Source organism: Candidatus Pantoea gossypiicola, assembly GCF_008632075.1.
GTDB lineage: Bacteria > Pseudomonadota > Gammaproteobacteria > Enterobacterales > Enterobacteriaceae > Pantoea > Pantoea gossypiicola.
The window spans coordinates 1-20391 of sequence record NZ_VWVM01000020.1 but is presented as its reverse complement, the minus strand read 5'-3'; the positions used below and the strand labels follow the sequence as shown (position 1 = coordinate 20391).

At 53.6% G+C, this 20391-nt stretch carries 21 protein-coding genes; 9 read left to right on the top strand and 12 right to left on the bottom strand.

Annotation, left to right across the window (positions count from 1 at the left end; translation table 11 throughout):
• Positions 1-86: 86 nt before the first annotated feature.
• The 3 genes from F3I20_RS20050 (at position 87) to F3I20_RS20040 (ending at position 1954) form a co-directional block, all read left to right on the top strand.
• Positions 87-1229: an acyltransferase family protein gene (locus F3I20_RS20050; RefSeq protein WP_150038202.1), complete on the top strand. Its 1143-nt coding sequence runs from the start codon at positions 87-89 to the stop codon at positions 1227-1229.
• 162 nt (positions 1230-1391) lie between these two features.
• Positions 1392-1652, top strand: coding sequence for a hypothetical protein (locus F3I20_RS20045; protein WP_150015030.1), 261 nt, complete (start codon positions 1392-1394; stop codon positions 1650-1652).
• 116 nt (positions 1653-1768) lie between these two features.
• A complete protein-coding gene (locus tag F3I20_RS20040) occupies positions 1769-1954 on the top strand; it encodes a hypothetical protein (protein WP_150015032.1) in 186 nt (61 codons plus the stop codon).
• A 96-nt stretch (positions 1955-2050) separates the two neighbouring features.
• On the opposite strand, the gene F3I20_RS23985 is transcribed toward F3I20_RS20040, so the two are convergent.
• From F3I20_RS23985 to copC, 8 genes are all read right to left on the bottom strand, one after another.
• Complete coding sequence (locus F3I20_RS23985; protein ID WP_190286173.1) at positions 2051-2188, bottom strand: hypothetical protein; 138 nt, start codon at positions 2186-2188, stop codon at positions 2051-2053.
• Between the two features lie 215 nt (positions 2189-2403).
• Complete coding sequence (gene adhP, locus F3I20_RS20035) at positions 2404-3426, bottom strand: alcohol dehydrogenase AdhP (protein WP_150015034.1); 1023 nt, start codon at positions 3424-3426, stop codon at positions 2404-2406.
• A gap of 296 nt (positions 3427-3722) precedes the next feature.
• Positions 3723-4007, bottom strand: a complete 285-nt coding sequence (locus F3I20_RS20030; protein WP_150038203.1) for a hypothetical protein — start codon at positions 4005-4007, stop codon at positions 3723-3725.
• Between the two features lie 847 nt (positions 4008-4854).
• Entirely contained in the window at positions 4855-5295 is a 441-nt protein-coding gene (locus F3I20_RS20025; protein WP_150015038.1) for a WapI family immunity protein, read from the bottom strand.
• A gap of 17 nt (positions 5296-5312) precedes the next feature.
• Positions 5313-5987, bottom strand: coding sequence for a hypothetical protein (locus tag F3I20_RS20020; protein WP_223813118.1), 675 nt, complete (start codon positions 5985-5987; stop codon positions 5313-5315).
• A 611-nt stretch (positions 5988-6598) separates the two neighbouring features.
• Positions 6599-6946, bottom strand: coding sequence for a YebY family protein (locus F3I20_RS20015; protein ID WP_013358153.1), 348 nt, complete (start codon positions 6944-6946; stop codon positions 6599-6601).
• Between the two features lie 28 nt (positions 6947-6974).
• Complete coding sequence (gene copD / locus F3I20_RS20010) at positions 6975-7850, bottom strand: copper homeostasis membrane protein CopD (RefSeq protein WP_150038277.1); 876 nt, start codon at positions 7848-7850, stop codon at positions 6975-6977.
• Positions 7851-7854: 4 nt separating this feature from the next.
• Complete coding sequence (copC, locus tag F3I20_RS20005) at positions 7855-8232, bottom strand: copper homeostasis periplasmic binding protein CopC (protein ID WP_150038279.1); 378 nt, start codon at positions 8230-8232, stop codon at positions 7855-7857.
• A 150-nt stretch (positions 8233-8382) separates the two neighbouring features.
• On the opposite strand from copC, the gene F3I20_RS20000 reads away from it, so the two are divergent.
• Entirely contained in the window at positions 8383-8616 is a 234-nt protein-coding gene (locus tag F3I20_RS20000; protein ID WP_033733020.1) for a DNA polymerase III subunit theta, read from the top strand.
• Positions 8616-9284 (top strand): exodeoxyribonuclease X, encoded by a 669-nt coding sequence (gene exoX, locus F3I20_RS19995; RefSeq protein ID WP_033783311.1) that lies wholly within the window; start codon positions 8616-8618, stop codon positions 9282-9284. Before F3I20_RS20000 ends, exoX begins: the two co-directional genes overlap by 1 nt.
• Here exoX and F3I20_RS19990 read toward each other — a convergent pair.
• Together F3I20_RS19990 and F3I20_RS19985 are read right to left on the bottom strand one after the other, a co-directional pair.
• On the bottom strand, positions 9278-11341 hold the full coding sequence (locus tag F3I20_RS19990; protein ID WP_150038280.1) for a prolyl oligopeptidase family serine peptidase: 2064 nt from the start codon (positions 11339-11341) through the stop codon (positions 9278-9280). The genes exoX and F3I20_RS19990 overlap by 7 nt on opposite strands.
• Before the next feature lie 126 nt (positions 11342-11467).
• Positions 11468-12124, bottom strand: coding sequence for a tellurite resistance TerB family protein (locus F3I20_RS19985; protein ID WP_150038286.1), 657 nt, complete (start codon positions 12122-12124; stop codon positions 11468-11470).
• A 167-nt stretch (positions 12125-12291) separates the two neighbouring features.
• Between F3I20_RS19985 and purT the strand changes: the two genes are divergently transcribed.
• Positions 12292-13470 (top strand): formate-dependent phosphoribosylglycinamide formyltransferase, encoded by a 1179-nt coding sequence (purT, locus tag F3I20_RS19980; protein ID WP_150015322.1) that lies wholly within the window; start codon positions 12292-12294, stop codon positions 13468-13470.
• Positions 13471-13504: 34 nt separating this feature from the next.
• Here purT and F3I20_RS19975 read toward each other — a convergent pair whose 3' ends face one another.
• Together F3I20_RS19975 and zwf are read right to left on the bottom strand one after the other, a co-directional pair.
• Positions 13505-14143, bottom strand: coding sequence for a bifunctional 4-hydroxy-2-oxoglutarate aldolase/2-dehydro-3-deoxy-phosphogluconate aldolase (locus F3I20_RS19975; RefSeq protein WP_150015321.1), 639 nt, complete (start codon positions 14141-14143; stop codon positions 13505-13507).
• A gap of 213 nt (positions 14144-14356) precedes the next feature.
• Complete coding sequence (gene zwf, locus F3I20_RS19970) at positions 14357-15832, bottom strand: glucose-6-phosphate dehydrogenase (RefSeq protein ID WP_033732917.1); 1476 nt, start codon at positions 15830-15832, stop codon at positions 14357-14359.
• A 364-nt stretch (positions 15833-16196) separates the two neighbouring features.
• Between zwf and F3I20_RS19965 the strand changes: the two genes are divergently transcribed.
• The 3 genes from F3I20_RS19965 (at position 16197) to F3I20_RS19955 (ending at position 19942) form a co-directional block, all read left to right on the top strand.
• The gene (locus F3I20_RS19965) at positions 16197-17075 is read left to right on the top strand and encodes a MurR/RpiR family transcriptional regulator (RefSeq protein ID WP_190285951.1); all 879 of its coding nucleotides are present in this window, start codon (positions 16197-16199) and stop codon (positions 17073-17075) included.
• Between the two features lie 107 nt (positions 17076-17182).
• Positions 17183-18625, top strand: a complete 1443-nt coding sequence (gene pyk / locus F3I20_RS19960; protein WP_013358162.1) for a pyruvate kinase — start codon at positions 17183-17185, stop codon at positions 18623-18625.
• An 84-nt stretch (positions 18626-18709) separates the two neighbouring features.
• Positions 18710-19942 carry an MFS transporter gene (locus F3I20_RS19955; protein WP_150015320.1) on the top strand — a complete coding sequence of 411 codons (1233 nt, stop codon included), beginning with the start codon at positions 18710-18712 and terminating at the stop codon, positions 19940-19942.
• The last annotated feature ends 449 nt before the right edge of the window (positions 19943-20391 follow it).

Genomic DNA, 20391 nt, shown 5'->3' with positions numbered 1-20391 from the left:
TTCTTACTTTTGTAAAGGCCCGTTTACATATCTTTTGCCTTAAGGCTTAGTGAGCGCCAAAAGCCGGATAAAAACGAGGAAAAGTTATGTCTGCAACACGAGGTTGGTCAACGGAGCTGGAAGGATTACGCGGCATTGCCTCTCTCTGGGTACTGGTTGGCCATATCAGCTTACTGGTTCATTGCCATATCACGCTGATTTCATCACCGGGCATCGGGGTCGACCTGTTTATTCTGTTATCGGGTTATCTGATGGCGAAAAACTACGTCGAGCGCCAGCAGAAAGAGCCATGGCAGAGCGCGGAGACGATTAAGAAATTCTGGGTCCGCCGCTTCTTCCGTATCGCTCCGCTCTACTATCTGCTGTTAATCATTGCCCTGATTTATGGCCCGTGGTTTGGTGAGATGCGTGACACCATTGCGCATTTCTATTCCGGCACCGCCACGGAGTCGTCGCGTTACAACGACCAGTCGCTGGCTAACATCCTGACTCACTTCAGCTTCCTGTTCGGCATGTTGCCCGAGTATGGGTTTAACACCGTGCTGCCAGACTGGAGTATCGGGCTGGAGATGCAGTTCTATCTGCTGTTCCCGTTCATCATGCTGGTTACGCTGCGCTTTGGTTATGCCGCCTCGCTGATTGGCATCATGGCGCTCTGCTGCGCCGGTCGGTATGTGCTGGCCGATTATTATGAGGCGTTTGAGATGCCTTCGATGATCCTGATTAAGCTGAACATGTTCCTGGCAGGAATGCTGCTGGCCGAAGCGATTCGCCGTAAATCCCTGCTCTATGTCGGCTATGCGCTGCTCGGCCCGGTCGTCACCGTGGCGATTGGCATGGACGCGATCAAACTGCAGGTGATAATGGAGGCGCTGATGATCGTTGGTATGGCGGCGATTCTGTGGCAATACCCGCAGAGCAGCATGATGGCTCAGCTGATTGCCCTGCCGCGTAAGCTACTGAACAACCGACTCAGCACATGGCTGGGCGACGTCTCGTTTTCGGTCTACCTGCTGCACCTGCTGATTGTGATCCCGTTGATCGCCCAGCTGCTCACTCATACTGACTTTGAGTTTAAGAGCGACGCGACACGCTTCCTGATCGTCTGCGTCTCTGCTATTCCACTGACCTATGCGCTGGCCTCTTTACTCTACAAGTATGTTGAGAAGCCCGGCATTCAGATGGGTAAACGCATGCTGAAGCCGAAATTGGCCGATCAGACCAGCTAAGTTTCAGACCACTCATTTCTTAAAAGCCCCTCTCGGGGCTTTTTTATTGCCTCTGACGCCGTTAATCAGCCCTCCACAGGCATTGATTACGCGCTCTCGTCAGCACGCCTGCTGAGGTGAACTACACTTTCCCGGTTAGCAATCTGATGCAAAGGAGAGAACATGAGCATTCAGCATCTGCTGCTATCCAGTGACGGTGGCGCGGTGATCATTGAAGCAGAACAACTTGAAAGTGAGCTGGTAATCCCGCCCCATCTGCAAACACCGAACGGCGGTGAAGCTGACAGCGATACGGGCCATCGGGTGGCGGTCACGAAGCACTACTGTAAGGGACGTTACTACGCGGTTGCCTTGGATCGCCACGCAGCCAGCAATGAAATCGATGACGTAATTGACCTGCTGCATCCTGCCCCGCTTGATTAGCCTTTGTCGGCCACGCTGCGTTTAAAGGCAGGTTCCGCTGAGGATCCTGCGAAAGAACGGCTTGTTAAGGCATTATCGCCACGAGGCATTACCAATTTCAGAAGAGGAAAAGCATCATGGAAAAGAAGAAGTGGTTTGTTTCCTACGTGATTAAGCCAAAAGGTGAAAATCATGTTACGACGCACGCTTTTATAGAAGGCGATGATGTTGAAGAGGCGCTTGAAACCTTTATGTTCGAAACCAAAAAAAGCCTGTCGCTGGAAACTGAAGAGCTGACGCTGCTGTCAGTAAGTCTGGTGTAACCTCTGATTAACCTCGCGATAGCGGGGTTTATCCCATTCGAGAGGGGAAAGGTTATCTATTTATATTATTTATAATTTCCCTGGTGCCGCACCTAGTTACTTAGTGGGATAAGGCCAGGCGTGATCCATGCCCGTTGATGACATCAGACCGGTCACAGCCAGATACGCCAGTATCAGGACAAACAGTACAATTGCAGCAATTTCAATGGATTTAATTAAGTGATGCTTCGCCATAAATAACCCTCCTTCGGTTGTGTGTAATCATGCCTTCCCCTCATAAACTATAATGTTACCGGTAAAGTGCAAGTGAAAATCACACAATGAAACATAAAGCAGAGCTTATTAATGTTTGTGGCGAACAGGCGTTAAGGCATTCACATGGCAGAAACAGGCGGTGCAGGCATAAAAAAGCCCGCAATGCGCGGGCCTTAGTGACGCTCAATTAGGTTCTAACTGGCAGACTGACCGGTAAAATCGATCACCATCCTGCCGCGGATTTTGCCGTGAATCATCTCATCGAAGATGGCATTAACCTCACCAATCTTCCTTTTGGTCACTTTCGGCACCACTTTGCCTTCTGCCGCAAACTGGAAAGCTTCAGCCAGATCGTTGCGCGTTCCGACCAGCGATCCCACCACCTGAATGCCATCAAGTACCAGTCGCGGGATATTCAGGCTCATTGCTTCCGGCGGCAGTCCGACTGCTACGACCCGACCTCCGGCTCTGACCGCGTCCACCGCCGAGTTAAAGGCCGCTTTGGCGACGGCTGTGACGACAGCAGCATGTGCCCCACCGGTTTTCTCCTGAATAAAGCGTGCCGCATCTTCGCTGGCAGAGTTGACGACCAGATCGGCTCCCATCTCTTTCGCCAGCGCCAGCTGTCCGTCACTGACATCAATTGCAATCACTTTGGCGTTGAAGACGTTTTTCGCATACTGAAGCGCGAGATTTCCCAGTCCGCCAAGACCATAAATTGCCAGCCACTGCCCCGGTTTGACCTCTGATACTTTTACCGCTTTGTAGGTGGTGACACCGGCGCAGGTGACGCTACTGGCGGCAAAGGGATCAAGCCCGTCGGGAACTTTGACCGAGTAATCTGCAACGACGATGCACTCTTCAGCCATGCCGCCATCGGCGGTAAAACCGGCATTGATGACGTCCCTGCAGAGCGTTTCGTTACCGGAGTTACAGTATTCACAGTGTCCGCAGCCCTTGAAGAACCAGGCGACGCTGGCACGATCGCCCGGCTTGAGCGAGGTGACATCCGGCGCGACCTCCTCGACAATACCAATCCCTTCGTGGCCCAGCGTGACGCCGGTCTTATCACCAAAATCACCGTTCTTCACATGTAAATCGGTATGGCATACACCACAGCATTCCATCCTGAGCCGCGCTTCGCCGGTTTTGAGAGGACGCAGCGTCTTCTCAACCACTTCAACCTGGTGTTCACTATTAGCAATTGCCGCTTTCATAAACGTTCCTCCTTTTGACTGGAGATTAAGAATAAGCCAAACGGAGATGATGACAAGATGACAGGTAAGGTTTAGGTGCTTGCTGCGAGAGTTGTTGTGACTTTTGCGAGTGGGGTCGGTTTTTGAGGTGAAGACGCAGGATGGTGTTGTTAAGCGGCAACGCTTCCTCATTCTCTGTCGGGGACGGATAAAGCGCGCTTACGGTACGATTTTAGTCAGGTAAAGATTGCGCGTTAAAAGGGGCAATAAAGCCCCCTGTCGCTTCATATGATTGCGTACTACTTGCTCAAACGGTCTTAAGAGTGCCAGCGGTGGATGCCACTGTCAGCGGGTGGCGGCCCCATATGCTGTGCGGCACTATCCGGCGCTGGCGGCGGTCCCATATGCTGAGAAGCATTGTTTGCTGGCGCAGCAGGTCCGGCATGCTGACTCCAGCTGGTGTCGTTATGCCGGTTTTCATGATGACGATGCCAGTCAGAAGATGGGCCACGATGATGACCCCCATCAGCCATCACACAGCCTGACATTGCGGCACTTGCCAGCGCTACAATTACACATGGGATAACTTTTTTTAAGAACATAACAGATCCTGGTTGAATATCACCGGGGCAGGTTACGACTGAGTTTTTATACGGTGGGTAAACATGGTGAGGGGTCTGGGGAGGATGTTGGGAGAGGTTGATTGAGGTCAATTTTGGGGTGGAGTTGGCGTGTAGGAAGGCTATTTTCTACGGTTGTGCTGGCAGTAGTAAGGCGATTGAGAATTGAGAATTGAGAATTGAGAATTGAGAATTGAGAATTGAGAATTGAGAATTGAGAATTTAAGACTGATAGTGAATCTCATGAACGGATAGGCTTTGTTAGCTTCAATCAGAGGTATCCCGTTGATATAATCGCTAAATGGCAGCCAAAAACTCTTTTTAAGCACATTATTTATAATTGGTTTTATCAGGATAAATTAAGTATTCTTTTCGAAACACCAATTCAACTAACATCTTGAATAAAATTTCACATATACATAAGAAACAGCGATTATCCATACCAAGCAAGGAAGCGCCACATGCTCAGGAATAAACTGTGTAATAAAATATAAGCCTGTCACCATGACTGCTAAAAAACACAATCAGAAAAAGATTTTATCAGCCACAGTATGACTTCCTTCATTTTAGCCATTCCCCATAAAATGCAACTTCGACACTCCATCAGTATTATCCACAGCATCTTCCTGACAGGGTGTCATAGCCATTCTGACATCAATGTTTTGCAAGGATAAAGAATATCTAAAAGAACATCCTTTCAGAATGTAAAATACGCGTAAAATGTCCAGGCGGTTAGTCTTACAGGAACTCCATGTTTTAAATGGCCAAAAAGCCGGTCTGAATAAGCCACCGCCCGGCAGTTTTATACAAAATGATAAACAACCAGGGCTTAATTCTGCCATTGGATCATTTCATCTAGTCGCTTCAAAATGTCTGGGAAATAGCTTTCATCAAGGCCAAAACCACCTTTAACCTGTACGCTGTCGGCATGTGGTTCCGGGCGAATATCAAACTCCACTATAACACCATCTTTACCCGTCGCTTTTCTGATAACCATATTGAGTTGGCCGCGTTCGCTGCGAAAATTAAAAGGTTTTAATTCACGCTGCGAGATGATTGCCTGGTAATGTTCGAAAAACTCATCCTTTAAAATCTTTAGTTCGCCGATGGTAAATTCAGTTTGAAACTGCATTTTGAGGCCGCTAACAGAGAACTCAATCCAGGACTGGATCCAGTCCCATAGATGCCCAACCGGGTCGGCCTCATCGTCTGAGATTCTTTCAAAAGGAGAAATCACAAATGTGAAATCTTCATTGCGTAAATCAAACATACAAGTTTTCCAGTCAGTTAGTCCATGTATTTAAAATGCGATATCGTCCAGTCTGACTCACGCACGACGACTTCGAGTGTGTATTCTTTATATTCATATTCCATTGTTTGCTTATTAAAGCGTAGTTTAAACATTCTGGTCTCATATCTGAACATACCTTCACCTTTGCGGGGATCTGCCATCCGCCTGCCATAGCGAATCGCTCTTTCCTGAATTTGCAGAGGGACATAGCGCCCCGGTTCATGCATGTGTTTTGCAGCAGCCTCAGTCATTTTAAGGTTGCGTGCATGCAGCCCGACTTTAAGTCTGCTGCGCAGAAAGGATATAGTGGACTGACTGAGCTTCGCATAAATAGCGGCACGTGCCCCTGATTCAAACAGCACCCGCCCTGTACGCAGGATACGAAAAATACCCAAGCCAAACAGGGCAATATCCGTGGGATCAATCAGAGGTGTTTCAAGTGGCGCTTCTTCCAGCCTGACAAAACGCCCCTCAACATCATAAATCTGCCACAACCCCGGAGCCTGTGCGACCGAATAACCGATACACATACCGCTGGTTTCATCTGTTACGGGCCTGGCATTTCGGGGCAAATGGCCGGGGCGAATCTCAAAAAAAACGCCGTGAGGCAGTCTTGACTCAAATGTGTAGTAACGTCCGGGTTCCTGTTTTGCTGCTGTGCCTGAAATCATTCTCGATCCCTCGTTTATGATAATAGCTGCTTTATTGTGCCACAGGATGATAAAACAATCATTCTCCGATAGCTCCCCATCCGTCTGACAGCTAAGTACAAAGTCATGCATTCCTCTGCACGAGTAGTGTCCCTGAACAGACCTTCACTTAATGGGCACCGAATGATTGATTATCGTAACTGTGTCCCCGTCATCAAAATAAATAACGGCATGCTTGTCATGAAGATTTTAACCAACGTAATGACCCGGATACATAGATGGGAGGTATTTGCCGAAGTGCGCGGAATGAGCGGTCAGAAATACGTAATGGTATGGAATGGATATTATGATTTCAGGATAGTTAGTAACAATCACCGTAAAAATTTATAAATCGTAAAAACAAAAAAAGACCGAATACGATTCCTATATTCGGTCCAGGGAAATGGCTCTCAGGGAGCCGTGCGCTAAAAGTTGGCATTTATGAAGGCAGTGTCGCCTTGCAATTTAAGGTTAGAACAGCGCGGTAGAAATGCCAGCAAACGCAGGGATCAGGGCCATAAACCGGATCAGTTTGTGATCGCAACGGCAAAAAATCGTGGATTGGGCGCAGCGCGAGGCTGCACCCGGGAGGTTTATTTACCGCACAGCGCCTGAGTGCGCTCAACAATCGGCTGCAGACTCATCATCTGGCCCGGATGCGCTTTGTCTTCGGCCTGAATCACACTGATCGGCTGTGCTTTCACCTGCTTGTTTTTGAACAGTTGGTCGGCGATGTCGTTCAGCGGGTATTGCATCAGTGTGCTCGGGTTGATGGCGAACATCGCACCGTCTTTCTCGCAGGTCAGCATCACTTCTTCACGGTTAAACGGCCACTTCTCTTTACCGATCTCAAAGCGGCTGACGGTAATGATTTGTGCCGCCAGCGCCTGGCCGCATACGGATAACAACAGGATTGCGGGGATCACTTTCTTCAGCAACATAACTACCCTTTTCTCTCTTAAACTACATTCAGGCTGGTGACAGCGTAGCAAATACGCTCACTAGCCCAACCACGCCACACGCCAGCAGCAGTTCAAGCTGCGTCATGCGGATAAATTTTTGCTGCGTCCCGCTGCCCGCCAGGCGGAAGCGCGGCACCAGCCAGTATCGATTGATCAGCGCCACCAGCACCATCAGGGCCACCAGCAGTACTTTGCACAGTAACAATACAATGTAGCGTGAATCGTGCCACATCAGTGGCCAGCCTGCGATCATCACGCTATTTATCACACCGCTCAGTAGCGTTAACGCTACCGCCAGGTGACCATAGCGCGAAAAACGCATCATGGTACGAATCGCGTCAGTACGGCGATCAATCTGGCGCGCCTCGCGCATCAACAGCAGCAGCGGCAGTAATCCACCCACCCAGAACGCCGCTGCAATCAGATGCATCCCCTGGTTGATCTGCTGAAGCAGACCGGGCACTCCATCGCGCATCGCGGCATGACCAATCAGGGCCATGCAGGCCAGTTGCAACACGCCTGCCAGCAGTAACATTTGCTGACGCAGCTTTCCGGTCAGTAATAGCGCGACAATGCCCATAACGCCGAAAATGATTTCCCACTGCCACACCGCACCAAAATGTGTGTCGAGCACCGCCAGCCAGATGTCTAAATCGGCAAGATTGGTACTGTCACCGCTCATCAGCACATTCTGGCAGGCCAGCATCAATAGCGCACTCAGCAGCGCCAGCCAGGCGCTCCCCTTCACCAGCGGATTTAATCGTCGCGCCAGCAGGGGTCGATAACGTTTTGGTGCCAGTAGTGCGCTGTAACAGGCGCTGCCTGTCAGCAGCATCACGGCGGCGAAATGCAGTCCGCGCAGCAGGATCCAGAGGGTGGCCACAGACTTACTTCACGCTAAAGCGATAGCTTCCTGCGGTTTTATGTCCATCCACCGACAACACGTGCCAGTTGACCTGATAACTGCCCGCTTTCAGCGGGTGAGACAGGCCGACAATCAGCCGGTTTTTCTGGTCAGCTTCAACGCGGGCTTTGGTCGTCTCAACGGGTTTCTGTGCATTGTCCAGCAGATTAACGCCGCTGAATGCCGCTTCAATATCTTCACTGAAGTTCAGCGTCAGCGCATCGGGGGATGTCGTCACCTGCGCTTTAGCTGCGGGTGCGGAAGACTGGAGATGAGCATGTGCTGCGGCCAGCGAGCTGAATGCCATCAGTCCGGTTGCCGCCAGCGCAATAACCCTGCGGGAAATGGGTTTTTTCTGCATAATATCATCCTTTTAACCGCCGCCAGGGCGATAAACGTGGCAAAAGGATACGCTGCTGTATTGGCACTGTCGAGGCCAGCGATGCGATCCTTATCCTTGATTCATACCGCCGAAAACATTACTTTTGCCGGCTATCGTCAGGAGAATATTATGAGCCATAACCTTGCCGTGCTGTCCCAGGAAGAGAAAGACAAGATCAATGTCGATTTAGCGGCAGCGGGCGTGGCGTTCAAAGAGCGCTATAACATGCCGGTCGTCGCCGAAATGGTGGCGCAGGAGCAACCCGAAGCGCTGCGTGACTGGTTTCGCCAGCGCCTGATGCAATACCGCCAGGCGTCACTCAGCCTGTCGCGCCTTCCTTATGAACCGAAGATGAAGCAATGATGTTCCGCGTTATCGATACCGAAACCTGCGGTCTGCAGGGCGGCGTGGTGGAAGTCGCGTCCGTCGATGTGGTCAACGGTCAGATTGTGAATCCGATGAGCGATCTCACCCTGCCCGACCGCCCTATCAGCCGTCAGGCGATGGCGGTGCATCGCATCACCGAAGCGATGGTCGCCGGTAAACCGACCATTGAAGAGGCGATCCCGCGCTATTACGGCAGTGCTTTCTACGTGGCCCATAACGCCAGCTTTGATCGCCGGATGCTGCCGGAAATGTACGGTGAATGGATCTGCACCATGCAGCTGGCGCGCCAGCTCTGGCCGGGCATTAAATATGGCAACCAGGCACTCCGTCATTCGCTGAAGCTGGATGTCACGCCGCCCGCTGACCTGCATGCCCACCGGGCGCTCTATGATTGCTATGTCACAGCGGCGCTCCTGATTCGCATTATGGAGGTCTCTGGCTGGGGTGCTTCTGAGATGATTGTGCGTTCACAACCGGCGGCCCAGCGCGACGACATTCTGCCGTTCGGCAAATACCGCGGCCAGGCGATTGCGGTGATTGCGAGAAAGGATCCAGGCTACCTGAAGTGGGTACTGAATAATGTCAGCGATCTGCGCCCGCCATTGCGGCAGGCGCTGAATAAATACCTGTCGGAGTCTCAGTAATCCTGAGCTGGCGGCAGGGTGCCCTGCGCCAGTCCGAGCAGGAAAGTATACTCCATCGCGATGCCCTCGTAGGCTTTGTAACGTCCCGACTTGCCGCCATGACCGGAATCCATATCGGTACAAAGCAGCAGCAGGTTGTTATCCGTTTTCATCGATCTCAGCTTCGCCACCCACTTGGCCGGTTCCCAGTACTGCACCTGTGAGTCGTGCAGGCCGGTGGTGACCAGCAGGTGGGGATAAGCTTTCGCCTCAATGTTGTCATAGGGGCTGTACTGGCGGATGTAGTGGTAGTACTCAGGATCGTTGGGGTTGCCCCACTCGTCATACTCACCGGTCGTCAGCGGAATCGACTCATCCAGCATGGTGGTGACCACATCCACAAACGGCACCTGCGCCACGACGCCGTGGAACCGTTGAGGGGCCAGATTAATCACTCCGCCCATGAGCAGACCGCCTGCACTGCCCCCCATCGCATAGAGCCGTTCCGGGTGGCCGATGCCGCGAGTCACCAGCGCATCCGTGACTTCAATAAAGTCGGTAAAGCTGTTCATTTTGTTCAACAGGCGACCGCCGTCATACCATTGCTGCCCCAGCTCACCGCCGCCGCGCACCTGTATCAGCGCATAGACAAAGCCGCGATCAAGTAAACTCAGACGGCTGACGCTGAAATCGGCATCCATGCTGCTGCCATAAGCGCCGTAGCCATAGACCAGCATCGGGTTATGACCGGGCTGATAATGTTTACGGTGATAGACCAGCGACACCGGCACTTCAGTGCCATCGCTGACTTTGATCCAGTGGTGCTCGCTTTTGTAATCTTCCGCGTTAAAACCTTTAACCTGGCTCTGCTTCAGGATACGGCGTTCGCCGGTATCCATATCCAGTTCAAACAGCGTGGTCGGCGTGGTCATCGACGAATAGCCGTAGCGCAGTTTGCTGGTGCGCGGCGTCGGATTGTAGGCCAGCCAGGTTACATAGGTCGGATCGTCAAAGGCGATGCCGCTGGTCTCGCCACTGGCCCAGTTAATCTGACGCAGGCTGGTTAAGCCGCGCTGCCGCTCTTCGACTACCAGCCAGTCACGGAACAGCTGGAAATCTTCCATCACCACTTGTTCCCGTGCCGGGATAAGCGTTTCCCAGCGTGACTCATCCAGATAACGACTGCGGTAGAGACCGAAATTTTTGCCTTCGCGGTTGGAACGAATGAAGAACTGATGTTCGTAATGGTCGATGCTGTATTCATGATCGCGACGGCGCGGCAGAAAGACATGTGGCTGCGCATCGGGGAAGTTCGCATCGATCAGCTGAATTTCGCTGGTGTTGGTGCTGTAGAGCGCAATCATGATGAACTGCTTGGAGGTGCTCTTGTGCACGCTGAGATGATAGGTGTCATCCTGCTCTTCGTAGACGAGCTTGTCCTCCGACTGCGGCATACCCAGTTCATGTCGCCACACCTGATAAGAGAGCAGCGTCTGCGGATGTTTCCGCACATAGTAGAGGGTGCGGGAGTCGTTGCCCCAGGCGAAGCTCGATGAGACGTTACTCAGCACTTCAGGATACCAGCTGCCACTCTCCAGGTTGCGGAACCGGATGCCGTACTGGCGTCGCGACAGGAAATCTTCGGCCAGCGCCATCACCCGATTATCGGGACTGATGTGCAGCGCGCCCATCGTGTAAAAATCGCTGTGCGAGGCGCGCTGGTTGGCATCCAGCAGCAGGATCCACTCGCCAGACTCCTCACTCGACGCAGGCTGGCGGTAATAAGCCGGATACTCATTACCGCTTTGATAGCGGCTCTGATAGCGGTAACCGTTTTTCACATAGGGCACTGAGTGATCTTCCGGAGGCAGTCGATCGATAATCTCTTTTAAAACCCGGTCCTGCAGCGGCTGCTGCGATGACATGATTTTTTTGCCGTAATTGTTTTCGGCACGCAGGTAATCAAGAACCTCGCTGTTTTCACGTTTGTCGTCGCGCAGCCAGTAGTAGTCGTCAACGCGCGTCTCACCATGCAGCGTCATCTCATGGGGAATTTTTTTTGCGATGGGTGCTTTCATCCATCCGTCTCCGTGAACGTAATGATCTGTAAGCGTAACACTTCAGCAGCCGGAAGCCAGGTATGACGAGAGAAGCTGCCGCTGACGAGTCACGTCCTGTGATCTGTCAGCGGACTTTAGAAAGGATTAACCGGCCGTCAGACGGGCTTTTTCAGCCTCAATATCCTGCTGGATGCCGTCGCGGACGTCCTGTGGAATTTTCAGCGCGTCACCCAGCGCGAAGAGATAGCTGCGTTCCATAAAGTGATCGACGTCGATAGCGGCACAGCTCAGGAAATAAAGCTCCAGCGCCTCTTCCTCATTTTTTACATCGGCGGCCAGCCACTGCGGATCCAGCGGGCGGTTCATCGCTTTCTGAATCAGCTGTTCTGCATCCTGGCCATAACCGGACTGATGAATATTCTGCTCAATAGCGGCACGTTCCTGATCGTCGATGTGTCCGTCGCTTTTGGCGGCAAACACCAGCGCCGTAACCAGACGTTCAGCGCGCTGATCGACTGGCGTCCTGGCCACGCCAAAGTCAGGTTCATTCTGGTGCGCTTCGCTGATCCGCTGCTTGTATTTGTTCCACAGCACCGCACCTGCGGCCGCACCACCACCAATAATCAGCGCCTTACCGCCATATTTTGTCAGCAGTTTGCGTGAAGACTTACTGGAGACCAGCATGGCGGCCAGACCGCCCAACGCACCCGGTGCCAGCATGTCACTTAAGCCGCCGCCCGATTTGCCTTCACCGCCCTTCTTTGTCAGCACCGACTGAATCTGTTGCAACCAGTTGTTCATCATCCACTCCTTTTTGAGATGTCAGCCCGATATCCTGACCAAAAGGATGTCAGGAAACGTCAGAGCGGGAAAAGTACGGCAAAAAGCAGTGTCAGATGGACGAAAGATGAGAACGCAAACGTTTTCGTTTATACTGGCGCGCGAATTTTGACTGCTTAGGGGAATGTATGACGACTCTCGGAACAGCGCTGCGTCCGGCGGCGACGCGTGTAATGTTATTAGGTTCAGGTGAACTGGGTAAAGAGGTGGCGCTGGAGTGTCAGCGTCTGGGTGTGGAAGTCATCGCAGTTGATCGTTACGCCGATGCCCCGGCGATGCATGTCGCCCATCGCAGTCATGTGATTAATATGCTGGATGGCGCAGCGCTGGCTGCGCTGATTGCCGAAGAGAAGCCAGACTTTGTGGTGCCGGAAATTGAAGCCATCGCCACAGATACGCTGGTTGAGCTGGAGCAGCAGGGCCAGCGCGTGGTTCCGACCGCCCGCGCCGCAAAGCTGACCATGAATCGTGAAGGCATTCGTCGCCTGGCGGCTGAAGAGCTGTCGTTGCCGACCTCTGGCTATCGCTTTGCTGACAGCAAGGCGCGCTTCGATGAAGCCGCCGCAGAGATCGGCTTCCCGTGCATTGTAAAGCCGGTGATGAGTTCATCCGGCAAAGGCCAGAGCTTTATCCGCGACGCCAGCCAGCTGGAGAAAGCCTGGGATTATGCCCAACAGGGTGGCCGCGCCGGTGCCGGTCGCGTCATCGTCGAAGGCGTTGTTAACTTCGATTTTGAGATTACCCTGCTGACCATCAGCGCCGTTGATGGCATTCACTTCTGTGCGCCGATTGGTCACCGTCAGGAGGATGGCGATTACCGTGAATCCTGGCAGCCGCAGCAGATGAGTGACCTGGCGCTGCAGCGGGCGCAGGATGTTGCCGCGCAGGTGGTGAAGGCGCTGGGCGGCTATGGCCTGTTTGGCGTTGAGCTGTTTGTCTGCGGTGATGAGGTGGTGTTTAGTGAAGTATCACCCCGTCCTCACGACACCGGCATGGTGACGCTGATTTCACAGGATTTATCAGAGTTTGCGCTGCACGTGCGGGCATTCCTGGGTCTGCCGATTGGCGGGATTCGTCAGTATGGTCCATCGGCATCTGCCGTTATCCTGCCGCAACTGACCAGCCAGAATGTGCAGTTTGTGAATGTCGAAGCAGCACTGGGGGCCGGTCTGCAACTTCGGCTGTTTGGGAAGCCGGAGATCAGCGGACAGCGTCGCCTGGGCGTGGCGCTGGCCAGCGGTGACAGCACCACGCAGGCTATTGCGCGTGCAGTGGCAAGCGCAGCGGCGGTTGCGGTTCAGGGATAAAGGTGTGCGGTGAGCAGACGCTCACCGCCATGACTTACTTCGCGCCTTCGATAGCTTCGCGAGCCAGACGGGTGATGCGATCCCAATCGCCCGCTTCCAGCGCGTCGTTGGGCACCAGCCAGGAACCGCCGATGCAGAGAACGCTTTTCAGCGCCAGATAATCGCGGTAGTTGGCGGGAGAAATGCCGCCAGTCGGACAGAAACGCACCTGCGGGAAAGGTCCGCCAATCGCCTGAAGCGCTTTCACGCCGCCATTCGCTTCTGCCGGGAAAAACTTAAACTCGCGCAGACCATAGTCCATACCGGTCATTAACTCTGAAACGGTGCTGATGCCCGGAATCAACGGAACCGGCCCTTCAACCGCCGCTTTCAGCAGCGATTCTGTGACGCCAGGGCTGATAACAAACTGCGCACCGGCATCAGTCACTTCCTGCAACTGCTGTGGGTTAATCACCGTTCCTGCCCCGACTATCGCATCCGGCACTTCTTTGATCATCGCACGTAATGCATCCATCGCGACGGGCGTGCGCAGCGTCACTTCCAGCACTCTGACACCGCCTGCCACCAGCGCTTTCGCCATCGGCACAGCGTGTTCCAGTTTATTCACCACGATGACCGGCACCACAGGTCCGGTGGTCAGAATCTGTTCAGCACTCGTTTTCCAGTTTTTCATCAATTCCCCTTGCTTGATAACACCGGGATTGTGGCCCGGTCATGGAGCATCGGCTCCTGCCCTGTAATTTGCGTCACTACCATACATGATCCGCTTCCTGAGCGTCTATCCTCCTGCGCCGATTTTGAAACAGCAGTTCAGTTTTAGTCGTATCCGCTGGCCCGGTGCAAAGGCAAAAAAAAGCCCGCGTTGCGGGCTTCATCATCACTGCGATTATTCAAACTCGTTCCACGAGCGGCCATCGCGGGTGATCATCGCTACCGAGGCCACCGGGCCCCAGGTGCCAGCCTGATACGGCTTGGAAGAGTCACCATCCGCTGCCCAGGCTTCGATAATGGAATCGACATAGGTCCAGGCGGCTTCCACCTCATCGCGACGCACAAACAGCGCCTGGATACCGCGCATGCTCTCCAGCAGCAGACGCTCGTAAGCATCGGCAAGGTGCGACTGGTTGAACGTCTCGGAGTAACTCAGATCCAGCTTGGTAGTCTGCAGCTTGTGCTTGTGATCGAGGCCAGGCACTTTGTTGAGGATCTCAATATCCACGCCCTCGTCCGGCTGCAGACGAATGGTCAGCTTGTTCTGCGGCAGCTCTGAGTAAGAATCTTTGAACAGGTTCATCTCAGGATTTTTAAAGTAGACCACCACTTCAGAACATTTGGTCGGTAAACGCTTACCGGTACGCAGGTAGAACGGCACGCCTGCCCAGCGCCAGTTGTCGATATCAACACGAATCGCGACGAAAGTCTCCGTAGCGCTCGTTTTATTGGCTCCCTCTTCTTCCAGGTAGCCCGGCACTTTTTTACCCTGAACAAAGCCCGCAGTGTACTGACCGCGTACGGTTTTCTCACGCACGTTGGTCTGGTCGATGCGGCGCAGCGAGCGCAACACTTTAACTTTTTCGTCACGGATGCTGTCGGCGCTGAGATCGGACGGCGGTGACATGGCGATCATGGTCAGAATCTGCAACAGGTGGTTCTGAATCATGTCACGCATCTGACCCGCTTTATCGAAGTAACCCCAGCGGCCCTCGATTCCTACTTCTTCGGCCACGGTAATCTGCACGTGGTCGATGGTGCGGTTATCCCAGTTATTTACGAAGATAGAGTTTGCAAAGCGCAGCGCCAGCAGGTTAAGCACGGTCTCTTTGCCGAGATAGTGGTCGATACGGAATACCTGGCTCTCATCAAAATATTCGCCAACGCTATCGTTGATCTCCTGAGAGGTTTCCAGTGAGGTACCCAGCGGCTTCTCCATCACGACGCGCGCCGGTTTCGCATTCAGCTTCGCGGTGCCCAGTCCCTGACAGATCGCGCCAAAGGTGCTCGGCGGCATCGCAAAGTAGTTAATGGTGGTGCGGTTTTTCTGATCCAGCATCTTGCCCAGTTTCGGGAAATGCGTGGTGTCATTAACATCGAGGTTGCAGAAGTCGAGACGATTGCTGAGTTTGTCCCACAGCGCTTCGTCAATCTTCTCCTTCATGAAGGTTTCCAGCGCTTCACGTACCACTTTGGTGTATTCCGCTTTATCCCACTCGGCACGGCCGACACCAATAATGCGGGTTTCCTCGTGGATCTGACCCGCTTTCTCTAACTGATACAGTGAAGGCAACAGTTTACGGCGTGCAAGATCGCCTTTGGCACCGAAAATCACCAGATCGCATGCCTGGGCTGTTTGTGTTACCGCCATTTTCCTCTCCTCGTTGCAGGATAGTCCGGTGGTGATGCATCCTCTGCCACCGGGTCCAGGTTATTATTTTCTTTCAGCACAATGTACTTTTTTCCCCGCGCCAGGTAAACCGACTCGCCGGGTCTACCGCATTAACTCTGTACCGGATGCGCTAAACGCGTGTGATGACACGTGCGGATTGCCGGTTTTTTCTGTGTCTGCGGGTGTCAGAAAAATCTGGCACCGGTCAAAGTATCCCGAAAAAAGGGGTGTCAGACTTGCCAGCCGTTGCGCTTGCCGGGTGCTGACGCGATATAGTCGCTGTTAATCGGCTCCTGCGACAGTGATAATTGAAATTGATAAAAGCGATAATGGTCATCGGCTTATGAATATGCTGGAAAAAATTGAGGCGCAGTTCGCTGCGCTGAGCAAAGCGGAACAGAAAGTCGCCCGGCAGATTCTGGCTGCCCCCCAGACGGCGATGCACTCCAGTATTGCGACGCTGGCAGGTGTTGCCGGCGTAAGTGAACCCACCGTAAACCGCTTCTGCCATCGCCTGGGTACCCGCGGCTTTCCTGACTTTAAACTGCAGCTGGCGCAGAGCCTGGTGAAAAGCAGCAGCTGGGTCAGCCGGGGTGTGGAGGATGACGACAGTGTGGAGGACTACAGCCATAAGATCTTCGACTCGGCGTTGGCTGGACTGCAGCGGGTGCGCGATCAGCTAAACAGCACGCAGTTGCAACAGGCCGTCACCCTGCTTGCGCAGGCCGACAAACTCGCCTTTTTCGGGCTGGGGGCATCCGCGGTCGTGGCGCATGACGCCTTTACCAAATTCCTGCGCTTTAACCTGCCGGTTATCTGGTCGGACGATATTGTGATCCAGCGCATGAGTTGCATAAATAGTCGAGCCGGTGACGTTTTTGTTCTCATTTCGCATACTGGACGCACAAAAAATATGGTAGAACTGGCTCGCCTGGCCCGTGTAAACGGTTCCACCGTTATTGCCATCACCTCTCCCGATTCACCCCTTGCCCATGAAGCAGCGATAGCTTTAGTGCTTGATGTACCGGAAGATACGGATGTCTATTTGCCGATGGTGTCGCGCCTGGCGCAGTTAACCGTGATCGATGTGCTGGCGACCGGTTTTACCCTGGAACGGGGTGCCCCCTTCCGGGAAAACCTGAAACGCGTGAAAGAGGCGTTGAAAGCGTCGCGTTACGAAAAGAACACCATTCGGGAAGAGAGTGATCAGCAAAAAAATTAACATCACATTTACAATGTGAGTCGTATCACAACCCGTCGATCGTATAGAATAGATAACCATGCTGTGTCCACAGACCCGGACACGCTTAAATGTTTACGGAGTCCTCGATGTCAAGACGTCTCAGAAGAACCAAAATCGTAACAACCCTCGGCCCGGCCACCGATCGTGATAATAACCTCGAAAAAATCATCGCTGCCGGTGCGAACGTTGTACGACTCAACTTCTCTCACGGTACCCCAGAAGACCACCAGCTACGTGCCGATAAAGTGCGTGAGATTGCCGCAAAACTGGGCCGCCACGTGGCTATCCTCGGCGACCTTCAGGGTCCAAAAATTCGTGTTTCGACATTCAAAGAAGGCAAAGTTTTCCTGAATATCGGCGACCGTTTTCTGCTGGATGCCAGCCTGGGTAAAGGCGAAGGCGATAAAGAGCGCGTCGGTATCGACTACAAAGGTCTGCCTGAAGATGTGGTGCCGGGCGATATCCTGCTGCTGGACGATGGCCGCGTACAGCTGAAGGTGCTGGAAGTTCAGGATACGAAAGTCTTCACCGAGGTCACCGTGGGCGGCCCGCTGTCGAACAACAAAGGCATCAACAAGCTGGGCGGCGGCCTGTCAGCTGAAGCGCTGACCGAAAAAGACAAGGCAGACATCATCACGGCCGCTAAGATCCGCGTCGATTATCTGGCCGTCTCCTTCCCACGCTGTGGCGAAGATATGAATCTGGCGCGTCGTCTGGCGCGTGAAGCGGGTTGTGACGCTAAGCTGGTCGCTAAAGTGGAACGTGCCGAAGCGGTTGCCAGCCAGGAAGCGATGGATGACATCATTCTGGCATCAGACGTGGTGATGGTTGCGCGTGGCGACCTGGGCGTAGAGATTGGCGATCCGGAACTGGTCGGCATTCAGAAAGCATTAATTCGTCGTGCACGTCAGCTTAACCGCACCATCATTACGGCGACGCAGATGATGGAGTCGATGATCACGAACCCGATGCCAACCCGCGCAGAAGTCATGGACGTGGCGAACGCCGTGCTGGATGGTACCGATGCCGTGATGCTCTCTGCGGAAACCGCAGCGGGTCAGTATCCGGCAGAAACCGTTTCGGCGATGGCGAAGGTCTGCCTGGGCGCAGAGAAAATCCCAAGCGTCAACGTCTCCAAGCACCGTCTGGATGTGCAGTTCGACAATGTTGAAGAAGCGATCGCCATGTCTTCCATGTACGCTGCAAACCATCTGCAGGGCGTTACTGCGATCATCACCATGACTGAGTCGGGCCGTACTCCGCTGATGACCTCACGTATCACGTCGGGCCTGCCGATCTTTGCGATGTCTCGCCATGAACGCACGCTCAATCTTACCGCGCTCTATCGCGGTGTGACGCCGGTGTTCTTCGACAGTAACAATGACGGTGTCGCGGCCGCACACGACGCGGTTAACCTGCTGCGTGATAAAGGTTTCCTGGTATCTGGCGACCTGGTCATCGTGACGCAGGGTGATGTGATGGGTGCCACCGGCACCACCAACACGACTCGAGTGTTGCGCGTGGATTAATTGCGCCCCCGTCTACATTGTCGGTGTAGAATTAACAACGCGACTGCCTGCCAGTCGCGTTTTCTTTTCTGACAAGGAGGCAAGATGCCCCGTTTCCAGCCCATCAGCCAGCTTACCGGCCGAATTTTACTTTTTCCTCTGGCGTTAGTGCTGTTCGAGTTTGCGACCTATATCGCTCACGACATGATTCAGCCCGGCATGCTGATCGTCACCAGCGAGTTCTCTGTTGGCCCGGAATGGGTATCTACGTCACTGACCGCTTACCTGATTGGTGGCGTGGTGCTGCAATGGCTGCTGGGTCCACTCTCCGATAAGTTTGGCCGGCGACCCGTGATGCTTTCCGGCATCCTGTTTTTTGCCGTCGCCTGCATACTGACCCACTGGGTCAGTTCGATTGAAGAATTTGTCAGCCTGCGCTTTATTCAGGGCATCAGTCTCTGCTTTATTGGCGCGGTCGGCTATGCCGCGATTCAGGAAGCCTTTGATGAGGCGCTGGCGGTGCGCATGATGGCGCTGATGGCCAACGTAGCGCTGCTGGCTCCGCTGGCAGGCCCACTGGCCGGTGCCGCCTGGCTCACCGTGGCCAGCTGGCGCAGTATGTTCTGGCTGTTTGCCGCCTGCAGCCTGGTGGCTTTGGTGGTGCTGTGGCGTGTAATGCCCGAAACTGCAGGCGATCGCAGTCACTCCATTGCCCTGCCGAATCTGGCGCGTAACTATGGCCGACTGATGAAAGACCGGCTGGTGATGTTCGGATCATTTGCTATCGGGCTGGTGTTTATCCCCATCCTCACCTGGGTCGCTCTGTCACCGGTGATCCTGATGCATGACGAAGGTCTGTCTCGCATGCAGTATGCCCTGCTGCAGTTGCCGGTGTTTCTGGCGATGATTGCCGGTAACCTGACGCTGAGTAAGCTGGCCGGACGGGTGCCGATTGAACAGCCGGTGAAGTTCGCCGCCTGGCCGATTCTGATTGGCCTGAGCCTGGCGCTGCTGGCAAGCCTGCTCAACAGCCACGGTTATCTGCTCATCACGGCTGGCCTGAGCCTTTACGCCTTTGGCGCGGGGATGGTGAATGCCGGACTCTATCGCCTGACGCTTTACGCCAGCGACGAAGGCAAAGGCAGCGTGGCGGCAATGCTGGGGATGATCAGTATTCTGACGCTGGCGGTGGGAATTGAACTGGCGAAAAGTGGCTACTTCAGCGGCGGCACGTTGTGGTTCTGTCTGATTAACTTTATCAGCGGCGTGCTGTGGTTTGGTCTCGTGACCCTGTTTATGCGTGAGCGCAAACGTCGCAGCAGGCTGGAAGCGTTATAACAAAGCTGCGTAATCGTCTGCGCTGAGCATGCCATGGATGGCGGTTTGCGTCTTTGCGCAGGGGGTATGCTTCCTGAGCCAGCTCTTTTATTCGCATCATAAAAGGCTGCGAAAGCGGCCTTTTTGGTACGTCGGGTTTGGTTAGCGGTATGTTCGAAAATGCTTAGGGAACACGGTCAGATCGGAAAGGCGCTTAAGCCATCCCTGGCCGCTCGGCCCGCGCCATCCGTGGCGCGGGACGCTTTCCTCCTCTGCCCGTGTTCCCTGCGCTTTAAGTTTATTCGCCGCTTTCAGATTCACCCAGATCCAGCGATTAAGTGATAGTAAAAATCCGCCTTCATAGAAGGCGGCTTTGTTTTCCGCCCCATAGGGGCGTACTAAGTTCGGACTCTTAGAGCCCTCTCTTCACACCTCATGAAGCGACAGTTGTTTATCTTCAACTTCATGCT

Bases quoted from the DNA above. Each gene is read 5' to 3' on its own strand.
- F3I20_RS20050 (WP_150038202.1), top strand. From the start codon at position 87: ATGTCTGCAACACGAGGTTGGTCAACGGAGCTGGAAGGATTACGCGGC.
- F3I20_RS20045 (WP_150015030.1), top strand. From the start codon at position 1,392: ATGAGCATTCAGCATCTGCTGCTATCCAGTGACGGTGGCGCGGTGATC.
- F3I20_RS20040 (WP_150015032.1), top strand. From the start codon at position 1,769: ATGGAAAAGAAGAAGTGGTTTGTTTCCTACGTGATTAAGCCAAAAGGT.
- F3I20_RS23985 (WP_190286173.1), bottom strand. From the start codon at position 2,188: ATGGCGAAGCATCACTTAATTAAATCCATTGAAATTGCTGCAATTGTA.
- adhP (WP_150015034.1), bottom strand. From the start codon at position 3,426: ATGAAAGCGGCAATTGCTAATAGTGAACACCAGGTTGAAGTGGTTGAG.
- F3I20_RS20030 (WP_150038203.1), bottom strand. From the start codon at position 4,007: ATGTTCTTAAAAAAAGTTATCCCATGTGTAATTGTAGCGCTGGCAAGT.
- F3I20_RS20025 (WP_150015038.1), bottom strand. From the start codon at position 5,295: ATGTTTGATTTACGCAATGAAGATTTCACATTTGTGATTTCTCCTTTT.
- F3I20_RS20020 (WP_223813118.1), bottom strand. From the start codon at position 5,987: ATGATTTCAGGCACAGCAGCAAAACAGGAACCCGGACGTTACTACACA.
- F3I20_RS20015 (WP_013358153.1), bottom strand. From the start codon at position 6,946: ATGTTGCTGAAGAAAGTGATCCCCGCAATCCTGTTGTTATCCGTATGC.
- copC (WP_150038279.1), bottom strand. From the start codon at position 8,232: ATGCAGAAAAAACCCATTTCCCGCAGGGTTATTGCGCTGGCGGCAACC.
- F3I20_RS20000 (WP_033733020.1), top strand. From the start codon at position 8,383: ATGAGCCATAACCTTGCCGTGCTGTCCCAGGAAGAGAAAGACAAGATC.
- exoX (WP_033783311.1), top strand. From the start codon at position 8,616: ATGTTCCGCGTTATCGATACCGAAACCTGCGGTCTGCAGGGCGGCGTG.
- F3I20_RS19990 (WP_150038280.1), bottom strand. From the start codon at position 11,341: ATGAAAGCACCCATCGCAAAAAAAATTCCCCATGAGATGACGCTGCAT.
- F3I20_RS19985 (WP_150038286.1), bottom strand. From the start codon at position 12,124: ATGAACAACTGGTTGCAACAGATTCAGTCGGTGCTGACAAAGAAGGGC.
- purT (WP_150015322.1), top strand. From the start codon at position 12,292: ATGACGACTCTCGGAACAGCGCTGCGTCCGGCGGCGACGCGTGTAATG.
- F3I20_RS19975 (WP_150015321.1), bottom strand. From the start codon at position 14,143: ATGAAAAACTGGAAAACGAGTGCTGAACAGATTCTGACCACCGGACCT.
- zwf (WP_033732917.1), bottom strand. From the start codon at position 15,832: ATGGCGGTAACACAAACAGCCCAGGCATGCGATCTGGTGATTTTCGGT.
- F3I20_RS19965 (WP_190285951.1), top strand. From the start codon at position 16,197: ATGAATATGCTGGAAAAAATTGAGGCGCAGTTCGCTGCGCTGAGCAAA.
- pyk (WP_013358162.1), top strand. From the start codon at position 17,183: ATGTCAAGACGTCTCAGAAGAACCAAAATCGTAACAACCCTCGGCCCG.
- F3I20_RS19955 (WP_150015320.1), top strand. From the start codon at position 18,710: ATGCCCCGTTTCCAGCCCATCAGCCAGCTTACCGGCCGAATTTTACTT.